General features: G+C 67.9%; 19 protein-coding genes. 6 read left to right on the forward strand and 13 right to left on the reverse strand.

Features of this window, described 5'->3' with window-relative positions; translation table 11 throughout:
* The first annotated feature begins 124 nt into the window (after positions 1-124).
* Positions 125-1,060, forward strand: coding sequence for a LysR substrate-binding domain-containing protein (locus tag CBM2588_RS26420; RefSeq protein WP_018007449.1), 936 nt, complete (start codon positions 125-127; stop codon positions 1,058-1,060).
* Between the two features lie 45 nt (positions 1,061-1,105).
* On the opposite strand, the gene CBM2588_RS26425 is transcribed toward CBM2588_RS26420, so the two are convergent.
* Both CBM2588_RS26425 and CBM2588_RS26430 read right to left on the reverse strand, forming a co-directional pair.
* Positions 1,106-2,092 carry a tripartite tricarboxylate transporter substrate binding protein gene (locus CBM2588_RS26425; protein ID WP_115683219.1) on the reverse strand — a complete coding sequence of 329 codons (987 nt, stop codon included), beginning with the start codon at positions 2,090-2,092 and terminating at the stop codon, positions 1,106-1,108.
* 105 nt (positions 2,093-2,197) lie between these two features.
* Entirely contained in the window at positions 2,198-3,109 is a 912-nt protein-coding gene (locus tag CBM2588_RS26430) for a LysR family transcriptional regulator (protein WP_115683220.1), read from the reverse strand.
* 185 nt (positions 3,110-3,294) lie between these two features.
* Between CBM2588_RS26430 and CBM2588_RS26435 the strand changes: the two genes are divergently transcribed.
* Positions 3,295-5,271 carry an aconitase family protein gene (locus CBM2588_RS26435; RefSeq protein ID WP_115683221.1) on the forward strand — a complete coding sequence of 659 codons (1,977 nt, stop codon included), beginning with the start codon at positions 3,295-3,297 and terminating at the stop codon, positions 5,269-5,271.
* A gap of 33 nt (positions 5,272-5,304) precedes the next feature.
* Here CBM2588_RS26435 and CBM2588_RS26440 read toward each other — a convergent pair whose 3' ends face one another.
* Positions 5,305-6,429 (reverse strand): LysR family transcriptional regulator, encoded by a 1,125-nt coding sequence (locus CBM2588_RS26440; RefSeq protein WP_231942285.1) that lies wholly within the window; start codon positions 6,427-6,429, stop codon positions 5,305-5,307.
* 284 nt (positions 6,430-6,713) lie between these two features.
* Here CBM2588_RS26440 and CBM2588_RS26445 point away from each other — a divergent pair, with 284 nt between their 5' ends.
* The 3 genes from CBM2588_RS26445 (at position 6,714) to CBM2588_RS26455 (ending at position 9,160) form a co-directional block, all read left to right on the forward strand.
* Positions 6,714-7,742, forward strand: coding sequence for a GlxA family transcriptional regulator (locus CBM2588_RS26445; RefSeq protein WP_115683223.1), 1,029 nt, complete (start codon positions 6,714-6,716; stop codon positions 7,740-7,742).
* 143 nt (positions 7,743-7,885) lie between these two features.
* Positions 7,886-8,644, forward strand: a complete 759-nt coding sequence (locus CBM2588_RS26450) for an SDR family oxidoreductase (RefSeq protein ID WP_115683224.1) — start codon at positions 7,886-7,888, stop codon at positions 8,642-8,644.
* A gap of 15 nt (positions 8,645-8,659) precedes the next feature.
* Complete coding sequence (locus CBM2588_RS26455) at positions 8,660-9,160, forward strand: Ohr family peroxiredoxin (protein ID WP_115683225.1); 501 nt, start codon at positions 8,660-8,662, stop codon at positions 9,158-9,160.
* A gap of 44 nt (positions 9,161-9,204) precedes the next feature.
* Here the strand turns inward: CBM2588_RS26455 and CBM2588_RS26460 are convergent, their stop codons facing one another.
* The 5 genes from CBM2588_RS26460 to CBM2588_RS26480 form a co-directional block, all read right to left on the reverse strand.
* A complete protein-coding gene (locus CBM2588_RS26460) occupies positions 9,205-10,578 on the reverse strand; it encodes an MFS transporter (protein WP_115683226.1) in 1,374 nt (457 codons plus the stop codon).
* Between the two features lie 226 nt (positions 10,579-10,804).
* Positions 10,805-11,431 (reverse strand): pyridoxamine 5'-phosphate oxidase family protein, encoded by a 627-nt coding sequence (locus CBM2588_RS26465; protein WP_012355685.1) that lies wholly within the window; start codon positions 11,429-11,431, stop codon positions 10,805-10,807.
* The gene (locus CBM2588_RS26470) at positions 11,428-12,807 is read right to left on the reverse strand and encodes an adenylosuccinate synthetase (protein WP_115683227.1); all 1,380 of its coding nucleotides are present in this window, start codon (positions 12,805-12,807) and stop codon (positions 11,428-11,430) included. Before CBM2588_RS26470 ends, CBM2588_RS26465 begins: the two co-directional genes overlap by 4 nt.
* A gap of 3 nt (positions 12,808-12,810) precedes the next feature.
* The gene (locus CBM2588_RS26475) at positions 12,811-13,275 is read right to left on the reverse strand and encodes a RidA family protein (protein ID WP_172583670.1); all 465 of its coding nucleotides are present in this window, start codon (positions 13,273-13,275) and stop codon (positions 12,811-12,813) included.
* 147 nt (positions 13,276-13,422) lie between these two features.
* A complete protein-coding gene (locus tag CBM2588_RS26480) occupies positions 13,423-14,208 on the reverse strand; it encodes an AraC family transcriptional regulator (protein WP_115683228.1) in 786 nt (261 codons plus the stop codon).
* 137 nt (positions 14,209-14,345) lie between these two features.
* On the opposite strand from CBM2588_RS26480, the gene CBM2588_RS26485 reads away from it, so the two are divergent.
* Positions 14,346-15,203 carry an alpha/beta hydrolase gene (locus CBM2588_RS26485; protein ID WP_115683229.1) on the forward strand — a complete coding sequence of 286 codons (858 nt, stop codon included), beginning with the start codon at positions 14,346-14,348 and terminating at the stop codon, positions 15,201-15,203.
* Between the two features lie 30 nt (positions 15,204-15,233).
* On the opposite strand, the gene CBM2588_RS26490 is transcribed toward CBM2588_RS26485, so the two are convergent.
* The 5 genes from CBM2588_RS26490 to CBM2588_RS26510 form a co-directional block, all read right to left on the reverse strand.
* A complete protein-coding gene (locus CBM2588_RS26490; protein ID WP_115683230.1) occupies positions 15,234-15,974 on the reverse strand; it encodes a GntR family transcriptional regulator in 741 nt (246 codons plus the stop codon).
* Positions 15,975-16,110: 136 nt separating this feature from the next.
* Positions 16,111-17,133 carry a Bug family tripartite tricarboxylate transporter substrate binding protein gene (locus tag CBM2588_RS26495; RefSeq protein ID WP_115683231.1) on the reverse strand — a complete coding sequence of 341 codons (1,023 nt, stop codon included), beginning with the start codon at positions 17,131-17,133 and terminating at the stop codon, positions 16,111-16,113.
* Positions 17,134-17,190: 57 nt separating this feature from the next.
* Positions 17,191-18,213 (reverse strand): Ldh family oxidoreductase, encoded by a 1,023-nt coding sequence (locus CBM2588_RS26500; protein ID WP_115683232.1) that lies wholly within the window; start codon positions 18,211-18,213, stop codon positions 17,191-17,193.
* Positions 18,210-19,145 (reverse strand): hydroxyacid dehydrogenase, encoded by a 936-nt coding sequence (locus CBM2588_RS26505; RefSeq protein ID WP_115683233.1) that lies wholly within the window; start codon positions 19,143-19,145, stop codon positions 18,210-18,212. The genes CBM2588_RS26500 and CBM2588_RS26505 overlap by 4 nt, the downstream gene beginning before the upstream one ends.
* Complete coding sequence (locus CBM2588_RS26510) at positions 19,145-20,320, reverse strand: UxaA family hydrolase (RefSeq protein ID WP_115683234.1); 1,176 nt, start codon at positions 20,318-20,320, stop codon at positions 19,145-19,147. The genes CBM2588_RS26505 and CBM2588_RS26510 overlap by 1 nt, the downstream gene beginning before the upstream one ends.
* Positions 20,321-20,335: the final 15 nt, after the last annotated feature.

Raw genomic sequence — 20,335 nt, forward strand, 5'->3', positions numbered from 1 at the left:
GGTCTCCGGGCTTTGTTCTGGGTGCTTTATTTGCTGTCCGAAGGAGTGTAGAAACCGGCGCGGTCATCGTAAAATCATGAATTCCAACACCTGATATCTGCAAAACGGATACCTCGGAGACATCATGTTCAAGGCGCGCGAAGGTTCGGAAAGACTGGCCAAGGAAGTCACGCTGCGGCAGTTCCGCTATTTCGTCGCGGCCGCGGAAACCGGGCAGTTCTCGATGGCGGCGACCGCCGAGCATGTGTCGCAGTCGGCCGTGACCAATGCCGTGCTGGCGCTGGAGCAGCGCCTGGGCGTGCGCCTGTTCGAGCGGCGGCCGCATGGCGTGACGCTGACGGCCGAAGGCCACCTGTTCTTCCAGCATGCGCGCCAGATCCTGGATTCGGTCGAAGACGCGCTGCGCGAGCCGCGTTTCCAGGTGCACGGGCTGCAGGGCAGCGTGCGGCTGGCGGCGTCCTACACCGTGCTGGGATACTTTTTGCCGGGATTGCTGGCGCGCTTCCGCACCAACTATCCGGATATCGAACTGGACCTGCTCGACATGGACCGCCCCGACATCGAGCGCGCCGTGCTGGCGGGCGAGATCGAGTTCGGCATCGCGCTGCTGTCCAACCTGGAGAAGCCACAGCGCTTCCAGCGCCATACGCTGATGCGCTCGCGCCGCCAGCTGTGGACGTCGGCCAGCCATCCGCTGCTTGAGGTGGAGCGGCCCTCGCTGCGCGATATCGCGGCGTATCCGTACTTGCTCATCACCGTCGACGAGGCCGAGGACTCGACGCTGCGCTACTGGCGCAGCCACCGGCTCGCGCCCAATATCGCCTTCCGCACCGGCTCGATGGAAGCACTGCGCGGGCTGGTGGCGCATGGCTTCGGCGTCACCGTGCTGTCCGACATGGTGTATCGGCCGTGGTCGCTGGAAGGCAAGCAGATCGAGGCGCGGCCGATTGCCAATGCGGTGCCCGACATGGAGGTCGGCATGCTGTGGCAGCCCGGCCGCAAGCTGGGCAAGCCCGCCGATGCGCTGCGGGAATTCCTGATCCACGCTTGCGGCAGCTGAAGCGGGCAAGCCTGTGGCGGGCCGGCTTGCCCCGGCCCGGAGCCTTTAATTCAGCGTGGCGCCAGCCTGCTTGACGATGCGCGCATGCTTGTCCAGTTCGCTCCTGAAGAACGGCACCGCCGCGTCGGCGCCGGTGCCCGTCACCACCAGCCCTTGCGCCGACAGCTGCTCCTGCACCTCGCGTTCGCGCAGCGTGGCCTGGATCTTCGCCTGGAGGTCCTGCACAGCCGACTTCGGCATGCCCGCGGGACCGACGATCGCCAGCCACGCGTCGAAGCTGTAGCGCGGCACGCCCGACTCCGCCAGCGTTGGCACCTCGGGCAGCGCCGGCACCCGCTGCGCGGTGGACACGGCGATCGCCCGCAGCTTGCCCGCCTTGATCAGCGGCAGCACCGCCTGCACCGTGAGGAAGCCCATCTGCACCTGGCCGCCGACCAGGTCCGTAGTGTAGTTGCCGGCGCCCTTGTACGGCACATGGCGGATATCCACATTGGCTTCGCTGGCCAGCAGCTGGCCGGCCAGGTGCAGCACCGTGCCGTTGCCCGACGAGCCGTAGTTCAGTTCGCCCGGCTTCGACTTCAGCAGCGCGAGCAGTTCCCTGGTGTTGTGCGCGCTCACCGCGGGATTGACCACCAGCACCAGCGGCAGCGTGCCGATCACGGTGATCGGCGTGATGTCCTGCAGCGCGTCGTACGGGAGGTTCTTGTAGATAAACGGATTGATGACGTGGTTCGACGAGATCAGGCCCAGCGTCGAGCCGTCTTTCGGCGCGCGCACGATCTGCTGGGTGCCCGGCACGCCGCCGGCGCCGGCGATATTCTCGACCACCACCGACTGGGCCAGTTGCTTGCCCAGCGGCTGGCTCAGCGCGCGGGCCACGGCATCGGCCTGCGACCCCGGCTGGGTCGGCACGATCAGCCTGAGCGGCTTGCCATCCTGCGCATGGACTGGATCGGCCTGGACGGCCAGTGCCGCGAGCGTGATCAGGGCCGCAAGCGCCTTGCACGCCTGTCGAAACAGCGAGGTCTGCATGTGTTGTCTCCGTGGGTCGAATCGCACCGTGGACGGTGGCTTTGGCACGGAGTGTAGGGTTGCGACGCCGCGGTGGCCGAGTGCTAATCCGCTGCACCGGGTATCTCAGCCCGGCATAGCGTCGGTACCAGCCTTTGGCTGCAGCGCCTCGATCATCGCGGCAATCGCACGCAGCCGCGGCTGCTTGTATGGCGCATAGACGCGCAACTGGCGCTGGCGCCACGGTTCATCCAGCGGCACGCGCACAAAGCGCCGCGTTCCGGCATAGGCCGCGCCGGCACTGGCCGGTAGCACGGCGATGCCCAGTCCCGCCTCCACCATGCGGCAGGCCGCCTCGAAACTGGACACCGCCACCGCCTGGTTGAACGGCAGCCGCAGGTTGGCCGCCTGCTCGCGCAGGTCCTGGTCGAGCGCGCCGCCCGGTTGCACCACCACCAGCGGATGTTCCAGCACCTCGGCATAGCGCATGCGCTTGCGCCGGGCCAATGCATGCGTCGACGGCACCACCACATTGAGCGGATCGCTGGCGAAGGCCCATGATTCCAGCCCGCCCGGCGTCTTGGCCGCGACGCCGATGCCGACGTCGGCGCGGTCATCGAGGCAGGCACGTAGCGTTTCCGCGGTGGAGCGCTCGTACAGCGCGATCTCGACCAGTGGATGCGCCGCCTTGAACGCATGCAGGCGCTCCGGCAGGAAACCGATGATCGCCGATGGGCTGGCCGACACACGCACCACGCCGGCGACCCGGTCGCCCAGGTCCTGCACCTCGCGCGCAAAGCTGGCGATGTCCTGGTTCAGCTTGCGCCCCAGTTCCAGCGCGCGGGCGCCGGCATCGGTCAGCACCACGCCGGCGGGCGAGCGCACGAACAGCACCACGCCCAGGCTGCGTTCCAGCTCCGCGATGCGCCGGCTCAGCGCCGACTGGGCGATATGCTCGGTTTCAGCCGCGCGCTTGATCGAGCCCTCGCGGGCCGCGGCCAGGAACAGCTGGATGTTGACGGGATCGATGCGGTGCATGGGTCAGTACGCCCGGGTGGGCAGGCCGGAATGTCGCCCGATACTAACCTTGCGGCGAGCGTCACGCATGACCACCGCGTTTACCCTGATATGTCTGGCGCAGATAGCCGCGATGCCGCATCAGCGCTTCGTGCGCGCGCGCCAGGGCCGGTAGAGTTGCGCCGAAATGCCTTCGGAGATCCTGCATGAGCGCCATCGGGGCCACGGCCCGCATCCTGTTCCTCGCCGACTCGGCGTCGGCCATGACGGCACAGCTGCAGGGGCAGCCGATGACGCTGGCCACCGCCGGCGCTCTGCGCGACGACGTTTCCACGGACGAGATCACGCCGGTGCCGATCCTGACGCACTATGACGACGCGCTCGGCCGCTTTCCCTATACCGGCTACAAGGTAGAAGGTGTCTGCCCGGTTCCGGCCGGCGCGATCCGCGAAGGCGGCTTCGCCGTGACCGTTGCCGGCAACCGCTACGGCAAGGGCTCGTCGCGCGAGCATAGTCCGGCGGCGGAGAAGCTGGCCGGCATCCGCCTCGTCATCGCCCGCAGCTTCGAGCGCATCTACCGCCAGAATGCCGACAACATCGGCCTGTTCACCTCGACCGACTTCAGCCTGCTCACCCGGCTGGAGCAAGGCGAGCCCATCGACGCGGACACGCTGGTGGCCGGGCGCGACGCCCTCGCCGCCGCCATCCTGCGGCATGGCGGCCTGCTCAGGTTCGGCCAGGCGTACCTGAGCAACGTCGAACCCGCGCCCTGCGGCCACCCCACCGGCCAGCAGACCCTGTTCGAGAAAATCGTGCAACGGCATCTGCTCGCAACGCCGGTGACGCCGGAGCGCCCGGTCGCGGGCGACGGCATTTTCGTGCGGGCCGACTGGCGCTTTATCCACGAGTACTACACCGGCATGTGCGCCCACATGCTGCACGCGGCGTTCGGCAAACCGCTGCGGCTCAGGAATGCGGACCGCATCGTGGTGTTCGAGGACCACACCTCCTATGTCGGCGAAAGCCCGGCCCACGTGCGCGGCGGCCTGGTCGACAACGTCGCGCGCATGTGCGCGGCGCAGCGTGACTTCGTGCGCGACTACCAGCTCCGGTGCCATCGCACGCTGACCGAGGCCGAGTCCCGCGGCGCCGCGGTCGCGCGTGCGGCCGGCATCTCGCACGCCATGATGGCCGAGCGCTATGCCCTGCCGGGGCAGGTCGTGGTCGGCACCGATTCCCACACCCCGCACAGCGGCGCGCTGGGCTGCGTGGCGTTCGGCGTCGGCACCACCGACATGGCCAACGCCTTCGTCACCGGCGCGGTGCGCATGACCCTGCCGCAATGCCTGCTGGTGCGCCTGCAGGGCGTGCTGGCGCCGGGCGTCACCGCCAAGGACGTGGTGCTGCACCTGCTGGCCCGGGCCGACATCAAGGCCGGCGCCGGCGTCGGCAAGGTGTTCGAGTTCAGCGGACCGGTCGTCAGCGCGATGTCGATCGACGAGCGCGCCACGCTGACCAATATGTGCGCCGAACTGGGCGGCTTCACCGGCATCGTCGCGCCCGATGCGCAGACCGTGCGCTTCCTGAAGGAACGGCGCGGCATCGATTTCGAGATCGAGCCCTGGATGCGCAGCGACGACGACGCCACGTTCGCCGCCACCTTCGACATCGACTGCGGCACGCTCGAGCCCATGGTGGCCCGCCCCGGCGATCCGGGCAACGGCATGCCGCTCGCCGCACTGACGCAGCGGGTGGCCGTCGACATTGCCTACGGCGGCTCGTGCACGGCGGGCAAGCGCGAGGACTTCGACCGGTACCACGAAGTGCTGCACTGGGCCGTGCAGCGCGGCCTGCGCCTTGCGCCGCAGGTCACGCTCTACCTGCAGTTCGGCACTACCGACGTGCGCGACTATTGCATCCGCCAGGGCTACCTGGAGACGTTCCAGGCGATCGGCGCGCGCATCCTCCAGCCGTCGTGCGGCGCCTGCGCCAACTGCGGCCCGGGGTCGTCGGAGCGGCCGGAGCAGGTGACGGTCAGCTCGATCAACCGCAACTTCCCGGGGCGCTCCGGTCCGGGACAGGTCTGGCTGGCCAGCCCGCCGACGGTGGCGGCCAGCGCGATCTGCGGGGAACTGGTGTCGTTCGAGGAGCTCCAGCGGCGCTACCGCGATGGCGCGGCGTAGGCTCAGCCTGATGCGCCGGCACCGCTGCCGGCATCAGCCCCCCGGACCCGCTTTCGCATAGTCCATGCCGAAGTCCGCCAGGCAGTGCAGGTCTTGCGCCCGGATCGCCTCCGTCATGAAGTCGACGAACACGCGGATGCGTGACGGCAGGTGCTGCCGGCTCAGGTAGCAGAGATAGTGGCCGCGATCGTCCGGCGCATGGCGGCCCAGCGTGGTGACCAGCGCGCCGCGGGCGATCAGGTTGCACACCTGGTAGCCCGCCATCTGCGCCAGGCCCAGCCCGTCCAGCACCGCCGCCAGCACCAGGTCGGGGTCGTTGAAGGTCAGCCTGCCGGCAGGCAGCAGCTTGCGCAGGTGGCCGTCGACCTTGAACTCCCATTCCAGCACGCGCGCGCCGCCGACCCGGGTATGGATGCATTGATGCCGGGCGAGATCTTCCAGCGTCAGCGGCAAGCCGTGCCGCGCGGCATACGCCGGCGACGCGCACACCGCCATCTGCATCGGGATCAGTTGCCTGGCGATAATGCTGGAATCCTCGATACGGCCGTTGCGGAACGCCACGTCGATCTTCTCCGTCGCGAAATCCAGCGGGCGGTCGTCCAGCAGCAGGTCGAGCGAGATCTCCGGATAGGCGGCCGAGAACCGCGTCAGCAGCGGCGCCACCACTTTGCGCCCGAAGCCCGTCGCCGCGCTAATGCGCAGCAGGCCGCTGGGCGGCCCCTGGCGCAGCGCGAGCATGTCGTTCATGGCTTCGACGATTTGCGCCACGCCCTGGTGGCAGTTCTCGAAGAAGCGCTCGCCCTCGCGCGTCAGCCGGGTTGAACGCGTGGTGCGCAGGAACAGCCGCGTGCTCAGTTGCGCTTCCAGCTTCTGCACGTTGCGGCTGACCGCGGAGCGGCCGATGCCCAGCCGCTCGCCCGCCCTGGAGAAGCTGCCCTCGGTGGCGACCGCCATGAAGGCGATGATGCCGGCGTAGCTGGCGGCGAAGCTGGCGGACAAGCCGTCGGCGCGGTCGGGGGCGCGGTCAGCGGCGCGATCGGGCGTACCTACGCGCCGGCCGTGCTGCTGCCCCCGTTGCACCAGGCCGGGTGTGCCCGTGTCCGGGCCAGCGCGCCTGGCGGGGGACGCCGGACGGAGATCGGGTACGACGATGTCCATGTCTATGCCTTTCGGCGCAATGCCAGGGTTCAGGTCCACGCTGCGTGGCGCATGACCATGCCGGGATCTTAATGAGCCGCCGCGCGCCGGGTAAATGCCAGATGCCCCTCGATTTCTGCCAGCCGGCCGCTGCGGCACACAACAATGCAGACATGGCGATGCGCCAGACCCCGGCCGCAGCCGCTTGGTGGCGCAGGCGTCGCACGCCCGGCGACAGCGACCATCGCGCCTTGCCGCGCAGCGCGCGCCTGGCATAACATCGACCGACTTTCGCGATCCCTGCCATGGCCCCTTCCGCATCTGCCCCCAGCGCAAACGACTCTGACCCGCCCTTCGGCCACCAGCCGCGCGGCCTGCTGTTCGTCGCCTTTCCCGGCATGAGCGTGCTGGACCTCACCGGCCCGCAGACCGCGTTCTGGGCGGCGTCGCGCTACGCGCGCGAACGCGGCCTGGCCGGCTACCAGATACATCTGGCCAGCGAGCATGGCGGCCTGACCGCCTCGGCCGAAGGCACGTCCATGGATACCCTGCCGCTGGCGGCCATCGACCTGCGGCGCATCGACACCATCGTCCTGCCCGGCGCGCCCGAGATGATCACGCTGCTGGACAGCGCCGCGTCCCTGGTCGCCTGGCTGCGGCAGGCCGCCGCCCAGGTGCCCCGCGTCGCCTCGGTCTGCAGCGGCGCCTTCCTGCTGGCGCAGGCGGGCCTGCTCGACGGCAAGCGCGCGGCCACGCATTGGGCCATGCATGCCGCGTTCCGCGCGCGCTTTCCCGCGGTCACGCTGGACCACGACGCCATCTTCGTGCGCCAGGATCGGATCTGGACTTCCGCCGGTGTGACCACCGGCATCGACATGGCGCTGGCGCTGGTCGAAGCGGACTATGGCCACGACATTTCGCTGAGCGCGGCGCGGGAACTGGCGGTGTTCATCAAGCGCCCCGGGGGCCAGCCCCAGCTCAGCGAAATGCTGCTGACGCAGAGCCGGCAGGTGCCGTTGTTCGAGGCCCTTCATCTCTGGATCGTCGAGAACCTGTCGCGGGAAACGCTGTCGGTGGAGCAGCTTGCCGAGCAGGCCGGCATGAGCCCGCGCAACTTTGCGCGGGTGTACAAGCAGCAGACCGGCCGCACGCCGGCCAAGGGGGTGGAGCATTTCAGGCTGGAAGCCGCGCGGCGGCTGCTGCAGGACCCGCACCGGCCGGTCGACCAGATCGCCCGGCAGTGCGGCTTCGGCAGCGAAGAACGGATGCGACTGACGTTCCAGCGCCACCTGGGCGTCTCGCCCAGCGCTTACCGCGCCGGGGTGGCCGGCTGAAAGCCTCCATCCAGCAGCCTGGCAATTGGTGCCGGACGGGAAACAGCGTGCATCCGGCCCCGGCGCTACCGCGTCGATCCTCGTTCACCTAGCATGGGACATGGGTCGACGGCCCATCCCTTCCAACCGAACCGAGGTGCGTGATGAAGATCGTTGTGATTGGCGGTACCGGACTGATCGGCAGCAAGGTCGTGGCCCGGCTTGCCGCGCAGGGCCATGAAGTGGTGGCGGCATCGCCCCAGACAGGCGTGAATGCGCTGACCGGCGAAGGCCTCGAGCAGGCGCTTGCCGGCGCAAAGGTGGTCGTGGACGTGGCCAATTCTCCGTCGTTCGCCGACGATGCCGTGCTGCATTTCTTCGAGACCTCGGGCCGCAACCTGGCGGCGGCGGAGAAAGCCGCAGGGGTCACGCACCATGTGGCGCTGTCGGTGGTCGGCACCGACAAGCTTGCCCAGAGCGGCTATTTCCGCGGCAAGATCGCGCAGGAAGCGCTGATCCGCAACGCCGGCATCCCCTACACCATTGTCCGTTCCACGCAGTTCCTCGAATTCCTCGGCGGCATCGCCGAATCGGGCGCCGACGGCGACGCGATCCGCCTGTCGTCCGCATCGATCCAGCCGATCGCTTCTGACGACGTGGCCGAGGCCGTGGCCGACCAGGCCCTTGCCGATCCCGTCAACGGCATCGTCGATATCGCCGGGCCGCAGCGCTTTGCGCTGAGCGACCTGGTGCAACGCTATCTCGAAGCCACCGGTGATCCGCGCAAGGTGGTCGTCGACGCCAGGGCCCGCTATTTCGGCGCCGAGCTGGACGATGGCACGCTGGTTCCGGAGGGCCCCGCGCGGCTGGGCAAGACCAGCTTCGAGGCATGGCTGCGACAGCGCCAGCAAGCGCGCGCCTGACCCCAGGGCCGGCCCATGGCGAACCGGAAGCTGCAAGCGCCGCCGTTGAGCCTGCTCGACAAATATCGCGGGCCCGGCTTCGATCCGCTCTACACCACCACCGTCACCGTCACGGGTGGCGAAACCGGACACGGGCGCGCCTCCGGCGTGGCCCGCTCCGATGACGGCAACCTCGTCATCGACCTGCGGCTGCCGGCCGCGCTGGGAGGTCCGGGCAACGGCACCAACCCGGAACAGCTGTTCGCCGCGGGCTATGCCGCGTGCTTCCATGGCGCCCTGCACCTGCTGGCCCGGCGCGCCCGCCTCCGTATCGACCACCTCGCCGTGGAAGTCGAAGTCGCCTTCGGCCGCGACCCCGTGGACGGCGCCTATGCGCTGTCCGCGGAAGTCCGCGTCAGGATGCCGGGCGTGGCCCGGGCGCTGGCCGAAGAACTGGTGCGCAATACCGAGCGCTTCTGCCCTTATGTGAAGATGGCCCGGCAAGGCATTGCCAGCGTCGTGGCGGTGGTGGAATGACGCAGCTTGTCCAATACCTGCCGCCACGACGCGCCGGCAATACCTTAGTCGGCAATGGCTTCCAGCGCCCTGCCGCGGGTTTCGATGCCGAACCGGAGCACGATTGCCGCCGCGGCAAGGAAACACAGCGCGCCCAGGCAGAACACGCCAGCTTGCCCCGCGACGGGCAGCACCAGGCCCACCAGCGTCGGCCCCAGCAGCGAGCCGATGCGCCCCACCGTCGAAGCCATGCCACAGCCAGAAGCGCGAGCGCGCGTGGGATAGAGCTCCGGGGTATAGGTATAGAGCACCGCCCACATGCCGAACATGAAGAACTGCATCATGCCGCCGGAGAGGAATAGCGCCAGCGGCTCCGACGCCGAGCCAGCGACCCGGCCATAGATAAAGACCATGCACGCCCCGCCGACCAGCGTCGCCACGCAGGCGGGCTTGCGTCCCCAGCGCTCCACCACCCACGCCGCCCAAAGGAAGCCCGGAATCCCGCCGATCGAGATATACACCGTGTACAACACGGACTTGGTCACATCCAGTCCCGATTGCTGCAGCAGCGCGCCGATCCACGTATTGAGGCCGTAGAACCCCAGCAGGGCAAAGAACCACAGCCCCCAGACAGTCAGGGTCCGGCTGCGGTACGCGCGCGACCACAGCACGCGCAATCCCGTTGCCTCCGGCTCCGCCGCCGCAGCCGCCGGAGTGACTTCCGGCAATGCATCAAGCTTCATCCGCCGCATCACCGACTGCTCGATGCGTTCGACGATCGCTGCGGCTTCGGCATGGCGCCCCTGCGATTCCAGCCAGCGCGGAGACTCGGGGACGAAGCGCCGAACCACGATCAGGAAGAGCGCCGGCACCGCGCCAAGCAGGAACATCGTGCGCCAGGTATAGGCGCTCAGCACGTAGTACGACATCAGGCCAGCGCAGATGAACGCGATCGGCCAGTTGCCGTCCATCAATGCCAGGTACTTGCCGCGCTGCCGCGCCGGGATGAACTCCGACATCAGCGTCTGTGCCAGTGGCAGTTCCATGCCCATGCCGATGCCGAGCAAGAGCCGGTATGCGCCCAGTTCCATGGGGTTGCTCGCGGTCGAACAGAGATAGCTGCCCACGCCCCAGATGATCATGCTGACCTGGAACACGGGCTTGCGTCCGAACCTGTCGGCAAGCATTCCCGAACTGAGCGCGCCGACGGCCATGCCGACAAAGCTGGCGCTTCCGAGCATGCCCGCTTGCGCAGCGGTCAAGCCAAACTCCGTGCGTATCGAACCCAGCAAATACGTCATCATGGCCAGGTCGAGATTGTCGAAGAAGAAGGCCAGCGCAATGATTGCAAACAGAAGGCGGTGATACCCGCATACGGGCAGCCGTTCCAGGCGGTCGCCGGTGCGCACGCGCATCAGCTCGAGAGGGGTGTGCTTCATCTTGTCTCCAGTCGTTCTAGTGCCAGTGCTCTATGGCACTGGCGCAAGCGATAACGCGTGGTTGCGCTATCGCTCGCTACTGTCGCTTGCGGCCAAGTGCGCGACGCGCGCCGGAACGCCAAGGTCTGTCTCGCAGGCGCCAATGCATCGGAGGAGCTTGTGCCGAGCCACCGAGCACAAAAAAAGAGGTGCCGAAGCACCTCTTCATGTCATGCGATCGCGAGCCCTACTTCCCCCCAAACCGACGGGGATCGAACGCTTCCGGCGGCAGACCGGACAGCGTCGCACCGGACTGGAACGGATAGCGCAGGTACGGCGCGCGCGGCTGCCCTGGCGGCGAATACTGTCCGTCAGCGAGGATGCGCTTCTTCGCGCTCAACTCGCGGATCTCGCAGCGATAGGCCACGATCTGGCTGGCCGCGCCGTCCTCGATCGGCGAGTAGTCCTTCTCGGGCCGGAACTTGTCCAGCGCCTGGTACTGATGCGCGCGCACCTCTTCGGTACTGTCACGCAGCCGGACTTCACAGCGCGCGATGACGCTGAAATACTCGAGGCTGGTGTTCTGGCCCTTCGGCGCTTTCAGCAAGGCCACGGGCCGATCGATTTCGATCGTGACCAGCGGGTTCGCCCGGATCGCGGCGGCAAGCTTGCCGAACCTGGAACTGTGGATCAGGAACGCGTCGCCGGTGAAGGTAAAACTCTGCGCCGTGACATAGGGGTACGGTTCGTCATGCACCGCCACGCGGCAGATCAGCTCATCCTTCAGAAAGGCTTCGATGGCCGGCCAGTCGGTCCAGGCCAGGTCGGTCCTGCGCATCTCGCCGCGCAGGTAGGCGGGGGTTGAACTTGTCATGGTGTGGTCTGCTGGTTGGGTTCAAGAAGCCGCATTTGCGCGCGTTCCGGTCCTAGTCCGATGCCGCGCAGGGGCCGGCCGATGGCCTGCGCCAGCCATGCGAGCAGCGCTTCAAGCTGCGGGGGCAGCGGCGAGGCGGCATCCGTCGGTATGGCGCCCTGCGCGAACGCGGGAAATTGCAGCACGCGCTGGCTTGCGCTACCGGCCTCGCCAGCGACGACTACTGGAATGCAACCCTCGGGCGTATGGGAAAAGGCGGCCAGGCTGTCGCATTTGTTGAGATACACCTCGTCGACGCCGGCCTGCTGTATCGCGAGCTGCAGTTGCGCAACGTCAAGCAGGCCCACGCGCCGTGGCCGGCCGGTGCCGGTGCCGTACTCGTTCGCCAGCATCCGGATCGCCACGCCGGTCGAGAATGCATCCGCTTCGGCGAGCAACTTCAGCGGATCGTGGCTTGCCGCTTCGTCGGCGCGGCCGCGGCCCGCATGGGCCGCCGCGGCGCAATAGGCTTCGGAACGCTGCCCGCCCAGTTCGGTCGGCAGCGGGCCGTTGCCGACCCGGGAGACGATGGCCTTGGCCACGCCGATGGTCTTGCGGTGATAGCGGCACGGCAGGTCTCCGCCTACGTAGGCATAGGCGGGGAGCGTGTGGCTGGACGTGACCCACGGCTGGACGCCATGCACCACATCCAGCATCACCGACTGTGCGCCCTCGAACAGTACCCTTGCCCCGGCCTCGACCCGCCGCAACAGCGCGACAGCATCATTCGTCACGAACGGCCGAACCACCCTCCACGCGTGGCGCATGCCGTCCACCATCGCCGCTATGGCCTCGTCATCGTCGTCGGCCTGCGATGCCAGCCGGGTCATCAGTTCGAACACGCGGCCCTCGTCACACCACAAGTCGCGCAACTGGAACGCAACACGCTCGGCGCCCCGCATCCGGGCCGCCAGATCGGCGTAGCACGGACCGATGCCGTTGCCGGTGGTGCCGATCCGTGCGCCATCGCGGCGGTCCGCCAGCACATGCCGCGGCTGAACCAGCGGACACCTGTCGCTGATTGTCAGCCGTCCCTCCAGGCTGATACCTTGAGCCGCCAGCATCGCAATCTCGGATGCCAGCTGCGGCAACCCGACCACGCAGCCCGAGCCGATGTAGAGCGCAACGCCAGGGTGCAGCACGCCAGAAGGCACTTGCCGCAGCCGCAGCGCACCGGCGGGCGTGGCGATGGTATGTCCGGCGTTGGCCCCGCCATTGAAACGCGCAATCACGTCATACCCGGCAGCGAGGTGATCAACGATTCGCGCCTTGCCCTCGTCGCCAAATTGCAGGCCCACCAGGACGTCGGCATAGCCGGCCTTTGTCGCGGCGCCCATCGCCTAGGCGTCCAGTGCGAAGGTTGCCTCGATCTCAACCGGGGCACCGAACGGAAGGCTCGCCACGCCGAGCGCAAGGCGGGCGTGGCGCCCGCGCTCGGCAAAAATCCGGTTGAGAAGATCCGACGCGGCGTTGATCACCAGCGGCGCATCGTCGAAACCAGGATCCGCTGCAACGTAGCCGCCTACCCGCACGATGCCCCGGATCCGTTCGAAATCGCCATCGACCGCGGCGGCCACCCAGCCCAGCAGGTTGGCCAGGCAAAGCCGGGCCGCCGCCTGCGCTGCCTCGACGCTGACCGCGCCGGGAACCTTGCCGACGAATACGGGCTTGCTGTCCTGCAGCGGCAGCTGTCCCGATATCGTCAGCAAGCCCCGGTGCAGCGTGTACGGGACATAAAGCGCCTTGGGCATTGCGGCGGCAGGCAGGACGATGCCCGCTGCCTGGATACGATCCATCACTGACATACTCACTCCTCGACTTGGACAAATGCCGACGGAGCAAGCACGGTGCTGGCCATCCGGCGGCACCTAGACTGTGCCGCAGGGCCCAGGCCTCGATTCGCGCCTTGACGCCAGTTGATGTCGCGCAGATGCCAACCGGCAGCGTGACGCCTAGTCGCCGCTGCGGTCGCGGAAATACTCGGTGGGGGTCATGCCAAGCGCTCGTCTGAACATGGCGCTGAATGCGCTTGGACTCTCGTATCCAAGCTGAAGCGCGATGTCCGTGACATGGCAACCCTCGGCAAGCAGGCGAACCGCGGCCATCAGCCGCGCCTGCTGCTTCCAGCGGCTGTATGTCATCCCCGTTTCTTCCGGAAACAGACGGATGATGGTCCGTTCGCTGGCGCCAACCGAGCGGCTCCACGTCTGGACCGAGGTCTCGTCCGAGGGATCGTCGAGGATCTTCGCGCAGATCTTGCCCAGGCGTGGGTCCCTTGGCATTGGCAGATGCAGCGGGACCACCGAAAGCGGACGCAACTCCTGCAGCAGAAGCTGCACCACCAAGCCGTCGCGGCTGCCTTCGTCATAGGCCAGCGGCATGCGCACGGCGGCCGAGATCAGCTCGCGCAGCAGCGGCGGCACCGCGACCACGCAACAGCCGTGCAACTCGCCCGGTACGGCATCTTCGCGAACGTAGACGGTTCGCATCTCCACATCGCCGCACGCCTGCATGGCGTGCTTGACGTTGCAAGGCACCCAGACGGCGCGCTGGGGCGGCACCACCCACGAACCGAAGTCCGTTGTGACCAGGATGGCCCCCACATAGGCATAGATCAGCTGCGCGCGCGGATGCGAATGCGGGGCGATATAGAAGCCATCCTTCAGCTTGCGCGCCATGCCGCCGACCGGCTGCGCTATCGCCTGGTAGTCATCGCGGTTTTCGCTTTTTCCGAACATGGCGTCTTTGCGATAGTGGTTGTCATCCCGCGGCGCGCGCTGCTAAACGCGGATACGTATCTTTGGCCGGACGCGACAAGCGTCGCAACGACCCAATGGAATCGACGCATCGATCCCAACGTCTGGAGCCAAATTTAATGTCAGTGTATCGAAACTTCAACCAGGAAGAACTGGACCAGCAGTACAACGTCAGGGCTGGAATCCCCGGCTTCCAGGACATCTTCAAGCGATGGGCCGACACCAGCGCCACGTTCCGTCGGAACCATCTGGTCAAGCCGGATCTTGCGTATGGCGCACACGCCTTGCAGGCGCTCGACTTCTTCCCGGCGGCCACCCCAAAGCGCCCTCTGCTGGTCTTCATTCATGGCGGTTATTGGCAATCGCTGGACAAGTCCGACTTCAGCTCCATTGCCGCGCCCTACCTGCAGCGCGACATCAACGTCGCGGTGGTGAACTACCGCCTGGCTCCGGATGTGGGCATGGCCGAGATTGTCCGCGACAATCAGGAAGCAGTGGCATGGCTCTACCGGCATGCCAACGAACTGGGATTCGATCCGGATCGCATCTTCTTGTCCGGCCACTCAGCCGGCGGCCATCTCACCGCCACACTGGCGGCAACGGACTGGCTTGCCTTCGGCGTACCGGCGGATATCCTCAAGGGAGGTTGCGCGATCAGCGGCTTGTATGACCTGGAGCCGATCCGGCTGTGCTACCTCAACCAGGTGGTTGGGCTGACTGAAGCGGACGTTGCCCGCTACAGTCCGATCCATCATGTCCCGAAAATCAAACTGCCCATGATCCTGACCGTCGGCGGCGATGAATCGCCGGAGTACCACCGGCTGCAGCGCGAATACCAGGCGCTGCTGGGCGAATGCGGGTTCGACGTGCAGGTGGTGGTGCAGGAGCGCGGCCACCATTTCGATGCGGTCGACCTGCTGGGCAACGCCGAGGGCGCCCTGGCCGCCGCGGTGTTGCGCATGATCGGTCGGGCCTGAGGCAGCGGGCGAAGCGAGTCGCAGCCCCTTTCACGGCTGCGACAGCGCGAACTCGTAATCCGATGTATCCAGCCTGGAGACGCGGTACTCGACGCGCTCGTTCTGGTACGACGAAGCCACCCGCAGGATCTTCAGCATCGCGGTGCCGACGGGGACGCCCAGCAGTTCGTGGTCTTCCTCGTCGGCCAGCGCGGCGCGCAGGCGCTCTTCGGTGCGGATGATGTTGATGCCGAAGACGTCCTGGTAGAAGTTGTAGAGCGTGTTCGGCCGCTCGCGCAGCAGCTTCTCGGTCAGCGTCCTGAAGCGTTCCGCCGGCACGGTGATGGCGTCGATCATGACCGGGCGCCCCTCCAGCGACAGCACGTTGGTGAAGCGGAACACGGCTTCGCCGAGCGGCAGGCCCAGCGCCGCGGCTTCTTCCTTGTCGGCCTTGGCGCGGCGGAACTTTGCCAGCTTGACCGTGGGGAACTCGCGGTACCCGTCCTGGCGCACGATGCGGAAGAAGCGGAAGAAATGGTCTTCCTGCCGGTGCGTCGCGACGAAGGTTCCCCGCCCCTGGTGGCGGATCATGATGTTCTCGGCCACCAGTTCGTCGATGGCCTTGCGCAGCGTGCCGATGGAGACGCCGAAGCGCTCGATCAGCTTGCGCTCCGACGGAATCGCCTCGCCCGGCTTCCACTCGCCCTCGGCCAGGGCGGCCAGGATGGCGTGCTTGACGTCCTTGTACAGCACGCCGCCGATGGCTGCGCCGGCATCGAATCTGGAACCCACGTTAGTGTCCTTTGCAATGCCGCCTGCGGGGCGGCCGGCCGATCCATGACTGACTCATATAGATAAGACGAATCATACTAAAGCCGGCCGCCACGCCCGCACGCCGGCCTCCCGGGCGCGGCGGCGCGACGCGCCGCTATTCGACCCGGATGTGCTTCTCCTCGATCAGCCGGGCCCAGCGCGTCACCTCGCCGCTGAAGTAGTCGGCAAACGCGGGGCCTCCGGCCGCGGGGGCAAAGCCCGCGCTGACGATGCGCCCGCGCACCGCCTCGGCGGCCAGCATGCGCGCGACCGAGGCGGCCACCTTGTCGACGATCGGCCGGGGCGTGCCGGCCGGCATCATCAGGCCGGTCCAGTTCTCGACGATCAGTTCCGGATACCCGGCCTCGGCCACGGTGGGCACGTCGGGCAGCAGCGGATGGCGCTCGCGCGTGGTCACGGCCAGCGCGCGCAGCTTGCCGCCTTTCACATACGCGAGCGACTCGGGGAAGTTGGAGAACACCACGTCGATCTGGCCGCCGATCAGGTCGGTCATCGACGGCGCGCCGCCCTTGTACGGCACATGGGTGAAGCTGGTCCGGGTCTGGCTTTCGAACAGGGCCAGCGTCAGGTGCGGCGGCGTGCCGTTGCCGCTGGAGCCCGCGTTCAGCTTGGATTTCTGCGCCGCCGCGGCCAGGTCCTTCATCGACTTGATCGGCGAGCTGGCCGGCACCACTACCATCATCGGCGACGAGGCGATGCGCGCCACCGGCACCAGGTCTTTCTGCATGCTGAACGGCAGCTTGGGGAACAAGGTCACGTTGGACGCGTGCGTCAGCGTCACCGCCAGCCAGGTGTAGCCGTCGGGCGGCGCCTTGGCGACCTGCTCGGCGCCGATATTGGCATTGCCGCCCGGCCGGTTTTCCACCACGATGGGCTTCTTCCACTCTTCCGAGAGCTGGTGGCCGACCATGCGCGCCATGATGTCGGTCAGGCCGCCGGCCGCGAACGGCACCACGTACCGGATCGGCTTGCCCGGAAAGTCCGCGGCCGCGGCATCGCTGCCGCCCTGCGCGGCGGCAGGCCGCGGCGCCAATGCTGCGAGGGCCGATACAACTGACAAGGCTAGCAGCACGCGGTTCAGGTGCCTGCGCGCGCCGCACATCAAGCGTCGATCCATGGTTTGTCTCCGGTAGTTGTAGCCGGCCCATCTAAGCGTGGGTCCGTTGTGAGGAAATCAATGCGGCGCGCCAGCCTCCTCGCCCGCAAGCGATTGCAATTCGCGCCAGAGCGCGTCGGGCACGTCGACGCCGTGCGCTGCCGCCTGCGCCTGCGCGGTTTCGCGGCGGGCACCCGGCACGCGCGTGCCTTCGTCGTCCAGCATCGCCGCGAGCAGCGCTTCCACGCGTGCGGCGTAGACCTGCGAGCCGGCGAAGGCGCCGGGGTCCAGCACGAAGAACAGCTGGCCGATGCGCGGACGGTTGCCCGCATCGCTGAAAAAGGAATCGGCCTCGGCGCCGAACTGCGCCCCGGCCAGCGACGTCACCAGCAGCTCCACCAGCAGCGCCAGCATCGCACCCTTGACGCCGCCCGCCGGCAGCATCGAGCCGCGCAGCGCGGCCTGGGCGTCGGTGGTGGGCTGGCCGGCGTCATCCAGCGCCCATCCGGGCGGAATCGGCTTGCCCTGCTTCGCCGCCACCATGATCTTGCCGCGCGCGACTTCCGACAGCGACAGGTCGATCACCACCGGCGCGTGGCCCTGCCGCGGGAATACCGCCGCAATCGGGTTGGTGCCGAACAGCGGCCGCTTGCCGCCCCACGCAGGCATGGCCGCGGGCGAATTGCCCATGGCGATGCCGACCATGCCGGCGCGCGCCACGGCCTCCAGCGGCAACGCTGCCGCGCCGAAGTGATGGCTGTTGGTAACCGCGGCCACGCCGACGCCGGTTGCGCGCGCGCGCGCCATGGCTTCGGCGATGGCCAGCTCGCACGCCGCGAAGGCAAAGCCGCAGCGCGCGTCGACCAGCACCGCGCTGGCGCGCGTGTCCTGTACCGTTGGCTTGGCATTGCCGTCGACCCGGTCATGGCGCAGGTGCGCCACGTACATCGGCACGCGCGAGACCCCGTGCGACGGCAGCCCCGCGGCATCGGCCCGCACCAGCGCCGCCGCCGTCGCCTGCGCCTGCAAGGCGCTGGCCCCGGCCCGGCGCAGGCCCGCCGCGGCCACTCGTTCCAGTTCCTGCAATGCGATCCGGCTCATGGCATCTGCTCCAGCGCTTGCCGCACCTCGCGGGCGATCATCATCGATACGCGCGCATTGGCTTCGCGCGTCACGCCGCCAACGTGCGGTGTCAGGATCAGGTTGGGCACGCCCCGCAGCGCGCTGCCCGCGGCCAGTGGCTCGCTGCCGAACACGTCCAGCGCGGCGCCGGCCAAATGCCCGGCCCGCAGCGCATCGGCAAGCGCCGCCTCGTCGACCACGCCGCCGCGCGCGGTATTGATCAGCACCGCGCCCGACTTCATCGCCGCCAGACGGCCGACATCGATCAGGTTGCGCGTGGCGGCCACCAGCGGCACATGCAGGCTGACCGCGTCCGCCTGCGCCAGCAGCGCGTCGAGCGGCACGCAGGCTACCCCGGTGGCGGTCCACACCGGATCGTCTGCAGGCAGCATCGGATCGCTGGCAATGACTTGCATGCCGAAGGCGCGCGCCAGCGCCGCGGTCTGCCGGCCGATGTCGCCGAAACCGATCAGGCCCAGCGTCTTGCCCAGCGCTTCCCGGCCCTCGGACAGCCTGGCTCGCGGCCACTGGCCGTCAGCCACCTCGGCACTGGACAGGTAGGCGCCGCGCAGCAGCACGGCGGCCGTGGTCACCACGTACTCCGCCACCGAGCGTGCATTGGCCCCGGCCGCGGGAATCACACGGATGCCGCGCTCGCGGCAGGCGGCTACGTCGATATTGTCCAGCCCCACGCCAAGCCGCCCCACCACGCGCAAGGCCGGCGCGCTCGCCAGCAGCGCCGCGTCCACCTGGGTGCGGTTGCGCACCACCAGCGCGTGCGCCCCGTCCAGGATCTCGAGCAGCTCGCCGCGCCTGTCCACCCAGCCCGGCTCGTAGCGCAGGTCGAAGCCGGCGCTCAGCGCCTGCACCGCGGCCGGGTCCATGAACTCGCTGATGCAGATGCGCTTCATCATGCCGACTCGTGGATGCGGGTCAGCACGAACTCGCGGTGGCCGAGCGCCTCGGCCGCGGTCCAGCGGCCGTTGATGGTGGCCAGCATGCATTCCAGCAGCTTGTCGCCGGTCTGGTCCAGGGTCTGCTCGCGCTGCAGCAGGCCCGAGCAGTCGACGTCCATGTGCTCGCTCATCAGGCGCACGGTGCGCGGGTTGGCGCACAGCTTGATCACCGGCACGATCGGGTTGCCGATCACGTTGCCCTGCCCGGTCGGGAAGAAATGGACCACATATCCGGCGGCCGCGCACAGCGTGACCATCTCGGCCGCGGCCGACGACGAATCCATGAACCACAGCCCCGCATGCGTCGGCGCCTCGGCCTTGTCGAGCACGCCGTCGACGGTGCACTTCTTGCCGATCTTCTGGATATTTCCCAGCGCCTTCTCTTCGATGGTGGTCAGGCCGCCAGCGATATTGCCCTTGGTCGGCTGCGACTCGGACAGGTCGGAGGTCTTCCAGCGGTCGATCATGCCCTGGTAGCGCTCGAACATCGCCATGAACTGGTGGCGCACGTCGTCGTTGGCGCAGCGCGCCGCGACGATATGCTCACCGCCGGTCAGCTCCGAGGTCTCGCCGAATACCAGCGTGGTGCCCAGCGGATGCAGCTTGTCGAAGGCGTTGCCGACGGTCGGGTTGGCGCCGCAGCCCGAGGTGGTATCCGATTCGCCGCACTTGGTCGAGACCCACAGTTCGTTGATCGGGCACTCCACGCGGTGCAGCGCGGTGGCGTACTGCACGAACTCGCGCGCGGCCCTGGAGGCGCGCATGATGGTGTCGTGGTCGCCGTGGCCCTCGATGCCGAAGCCGACCACTGGCTTGCCGGTCTGCGCGATGCCGTCGACCACCTTCTTGGTCCAGCCTTCCTCGATGCCGATCACCACCACCGCGGCGACGTTCGGGTTGCTGCCGGCGCCGATCAGCGTGCGGAAATGCAGGTCCAGGTCCGGCCCGAACTGCAGGCGGCCATACGGATGGGGAATCGCCATGGTGCCCTTGATCGCGGCGGCGACGGCCTCGGCGGCGGCGTTGGACAAGTCGTCCAGCGGTAGGATGATGACGTGGTTGCGCACGCCGACGCGGCCGTTGTCGCGGCGGTAGCCCCAGAAGGTGGTGTTTTGGTCGATCACGGACATGACGTGGATCCTTGG

The sequence above is a fragment of the Cupriavidus taiwanensis genome, from assembly GCF_900250075.1.
Classification (GTDB): domain Bacteria; phylum Pseudomonadota; class Gammaproteobacteria; order Burkholderiales; family Burkholderiaceae; genus Cupriavidus; species Cupriavidus taiwanensis_C.